General features: G+C 61.7%; 4 protein-coding genes. 1 reads left to right on the top strand and 3 read right to left on the bottom strand.

Annotated elements, in window-relative coordinates:
• From EN964_RS27785 to EN964_RS27775, 3 genes are all read right to left on the bottom strand, one after another.
• The coding region (locus EN964_RS27785; RefSeq protein WP_164776030.1) for an ABC transporter permease at nucleotides 1–578 on the bottom strand (578 nt) is incomplete at its 3' end.
• Nucleotides 579–586: 8 nt separating this feature from the next.
• Nucleotides 587–2,098 carry a sugar ABC transporter ATP-binding protein gene (locus EN964_RS27780; protein WP_127272783.1) on the bottom strand — a complete coding sequence of 504 codons (1,512 nt, stop codon included), beginning with the start codon at nucleotides 2,096–2,098 and terminating at the stop codon, nucleotides 587–589.
• Between the two features lie 81 nt (nucleotides 2,099–2,179).
• A complete protein-coding gene (locus EN964_RS27775; protein WP_127271056.1) occupies nucleotides 2,180–3,259 on the bottom strand; it encodes a substrate-binding domain-containing protein in 1,080 nt (359 codons plus the stop codon).
• A gap of 343 nt (nucleotides 3,260–3,602) precedes the next feature.
• Here EN964_RS27775 and EN964_RS27770 point away from each other — a divergent pair.
• A partial coding sequence (locus tag EN964_RS27770; RefSeq protein ID WP_245490693.1) for a GDSL-type esterase/lipase family protein occupies nucleotides 3,603–3,947 on the top strand: 345 nt, incomplete at its 3' end.

The raw sequence follows: 3,947 nt of genomic DNA, 5'->3' as shown, positions 1-3,947 counted from the left end.
ATCGCAAACAGATGCAGCCCGTACCGGGATCCGTAGAGCAGTTTCCACGCTGCCAGGATCACGGCGATGCCCCAGAAAACCGGATAGGAAATGCCGAGGAAACTGCCCGAGACGGCATCGATGACGATCTCCGGCACGGTGCCACCGGAGACGGGACGCAGGATGCGCGTGATGCCGAGCACGATGTACTGCGTCGACAGCGTCGCGATGATCGGATGGACGTTGAAGCGGGTGATCGCCAGGCCGTTGGTCAGCCCGATGAGTGCCGCCAGCACGAAGACCGCCGGGATCAGCACGATCGCCGGCTGGTCGAGCGCCAGCACCGCGGTGGTGAAGCTGATGACCGAACCGACCGACAGGTCGAGCCCGCCGATGAGCACGACGACGAGCTGTCCGATCGCCGCGATGATCAGCGGCATCGCCTGGGCTACCAGGTTGAAGAGGTTTTCGGCCGTGGCGAACTGTGTCGTCTCGACGGCCAGCCACAGCGAAATGAGCAAGGCGACCAGAAGCGGCAGGCCCCACAGGCCTTGCCGGGTGTTCCGGCCACTCAGGATGTTGAAAAGCGAACGATGCATGGAGGCCCCTAATGCTGGCGCGTGGAACCGCCCATCAGGGCCGCGTCGAGGATCTTGTGTTCTGTCGCCTGCGCTGCCGGCATTTCGGCAACGATGGTATCGTCGTGGACGACGTAGATGCGATCGCAGAGCCCGATCAACTCGATCGTCTCACGCGACAGCACCAGCACGGCGCCGCCCTTGGCGGTAAAGTCGCGCAGCAGGTGGTAGATCTCGGACTTGGCGCCGATGTCGACTCCGCGGGTCGGCTCCTCGACCAGCAGAAGATCGAGATCGGCGGCCAGGTAGCGGCCGAGCAGAACCTTTTGCTGGTTGCCGCCGGACAGGGAGCCGACCGGCGCGGACGGCCCTGCCGCCTTTATGTTCATGACCTCCATCATGCGGGCGATCACGTTTCGATACGGCCGCGCCGCCGCGAGTTCGGATCGCCTCGAATGCAATCCGATGGCGATGTTGTGGGCGATCGGCAAAGCGAGGAAGAGCCCCTCTTCCTTGCGGTCCTCGGGAACGAAGCCGACCCTCAGCTGCTGCAAATGGCGAACGCCTGATGATGGCGGGAGCGGCATTTTCAGCGCTTTGCCGTTGACGGAAATCGTCCCGGCGGAGGGATGATAGCGGCCGATCAGCGATCTCAGGAAGCGCTGCTGGCCCTGTCCCTCCAGGCCGGCCAGGGCGACGATCTCGCCCTTGTGCAATGTCAGCGACAGCGGCCGCGATGTCTCGGTGATCCTCAGGTTCTCGACGCGCAGGATCTCGTCGCCTTTGTTATCAGTACGATCGGGAAAAAGGTCCTGGAGTTCGCGTCCGACCATCATGGCGATGAGTTCGTCGGTGGTGATCTCGGACACCATTCTTGTGCCGACCAGTGCGCCGTCCTTCAGCACCGTCACCGTGTCGCACAGCTCGAATATCTCCTCCATGCGATGCGAGATGTAGACGATGGCTTTTCCCTTATCGCGCAGCCGGCGGATGTTGCGGTTGAGCACATCGACATCGGCTGCGTTGAGCGCCGCCGTCGGCTCGTCGAGGATGAGCACGCTGGCGTCCGCCTGGATGCAATGCGCGATCTCGACGAATTGCCGCTCGGCTATGGTCAGGTTTGAAACGAGTTGCGACGGGTCGAGCGTGAGGCCGAGTTCGCCAAGCGCCTTGGCGGTCTGGCTGCTCATCACCCGATAATCGATCGAGCCGAACCGTGTCGTCGGCTCCCGGCCGAGAAACATGTTCTCGGCGATCGACAGATTGGGCAGCAGCGAATGCTCCTGGAAAACGGTCGAAATGCCGGCATCGAGTGCGGCTCGCGGCGATTTCAGATCGAGCTTCTCCCCGTTCATGAAGATCTCACCGGAATCGGGCTGATGCACGCCCGCCAGGATCTTCATCAACGTCGATTTGCCGGCGCCGTTCTCGCCCATCAGGGCGTGGACGCTGCCCGCCTTGAGATCGAGGGAAACGGAATGGAGCGCCCTGCTCCCTCCGAACGCCTTCGAAATGTGGGACATCTCGATAAGATTGGTCACGAAACCCTCGAACGAACCGGATTCGACAGATGGAATGGCCTGCGGGGAATGCTTGTCCACTCCCCGCCAGCCACGGCGCCGTCACTTCTTGCCGTAATATTCCTTGAGCTTGTCTTCTGGCAGTTCGCTCGGCCACCAGACATTGGCGGTGAGGTCGTCGCGATAGTATTTTTTGGCCTTGTCCTGGTCCCATCCGTCGGGATTATAGACATAGCGTTTGTAGAGCTGATTGCCTTCCAGAAGGGCAACGGCGGCGCGCACGCCGGCCGCACCTTGGGCGGGGCTGTATTCCGGCGAGATCGACTTGAACCCGTCCGTGATCCACTGGCCGAAATAGCCATTGTTGCCCTCGCCCGAAATCGGCGGAACGGGCGTGCCGAACTGCTTGAAGACATCGACGCAGGCGCGCGTCATGTCAGCGCCGGACGACCAGATGCCGTCAACCTGTGGGTTGTTCAGATAAAGCGTCTCGCACAGCTTCTTGGCCTTGTCGTACTGCCAGTCACCATGCTCCTCGGCGATGATCTGCACATGCGTGCCTTTAAGTGATTCCAGTAAGCCGTTGTAGCGGTTGGTGTCTTCCGGATGGCCGGCCAGGCCACGCAGGACCCAGATCTTGCCGTTGTCGCCGACGGTCTTGACCAGCCAGTCGCCCATCACCTTGCCGAAATGCTCGGCGCCGCCCTGGATTTCGGTGGTGTAGGCGTCGGAATCGATGCGGCCGGTGTGAAGGATGACCGGGATGCCGGCGGCGACCGCCTTGGCGATGCTGGCATTGGCCGATGTGCTGGTCACCGGCTGAACGATGATCGCGTCGACATGCTGCGCGATCAGGTCCTCGATGTCGGCCACCTGCTTTTTCTGGTCGAAGCCGGCATCGAGCAGGATGAATTTCGAGATGCGCTTGTCCTTGGCCGCGGCGTTCTCCGCCTCATGCGCCACCTGTACTGTCCAGGTGTTGGCGTTGACGCCGAAGTCGCTCATGCCGATGACCCAGGGCGGGTCCTTCTTGAACGCACCGGCCGCGGTCATGCGCGTGTCGTCGGGGCGCGGCGCCACGCCGTCCATCAGCTTGATGTCTTCCGCATGCGCCAGCGACGTCACGGCAAGCGTGGACGCAACGAGCATCCCCAGGCCGACGGTTTTCAGCAATCCTAACATTAAACTCTCCTCCTTGTGGTTGCCCCGGCCTACGAATTCGTATGGCCGGCCGTACGAATGCGTACGGCCATGAGACGCTCTCCCAATGCATGCTCGTTGTCGCAAACCGACCGATGCACGCAATTCTCCCGCCCCCGAACACATGCGTGCCGAAGCCCAATTCCTGCTGGACGATGATGACGGTCGAGAACTCCTCCGGGCACTTTAGAAGCACAGCGGATTCGCCCTGTCAATAGTTAGTCATGTTGAATGACTATTCCCTTGCTTGCCTTTCATCGCTCCTCTATCCATCATGATTGGCGCTCGCCGGCTTCGGCGCGCTGTCAGTCCCGGCGGGAAAAACATGCGATCAGTCTTGTGCTACGGCGACTCCAACACGCACGGCCAGATCCCCGGCAGGGGGCCGCTCGAGCGCTATGGGCCGGGTGAACGCTGGCCGGGGATATTGCGTTCTCAGCTAGGCCCCGACTGGTATGTCATCGAGGAAGGATTGAGCGGCCGCACCACCGTCCACGACGACCCGATCGAGGGCGCCCACAAAAACGGCAGAACCTATCTTCGCCCCTGCCTGCAGAGCCATGCGACGCTCGACCTCGTCATCATCATGCTCGGCACTAACGATTTGAAGATCCGCTTCAACAAGCCGCCGTCGGAAGTGGCGATGGGGATCGGCTGCCTCGTCTACGAC

It is taken from the genome of Mesorhizobium sp. M7A.F.Ca.CA.001.10.2.1, from assembly GCF_003998575.1.
Classification (GTDB): Bacteria; Pseudomonadota; Alphaproteobacteria; order Rhizobiales; family Rhizobiaceae; genus Mesorhizobium.
Note: the sequence above shows the minus strand (reverse complement) of the source record. Positions and strands in the feature narration are given on the sequence as shown.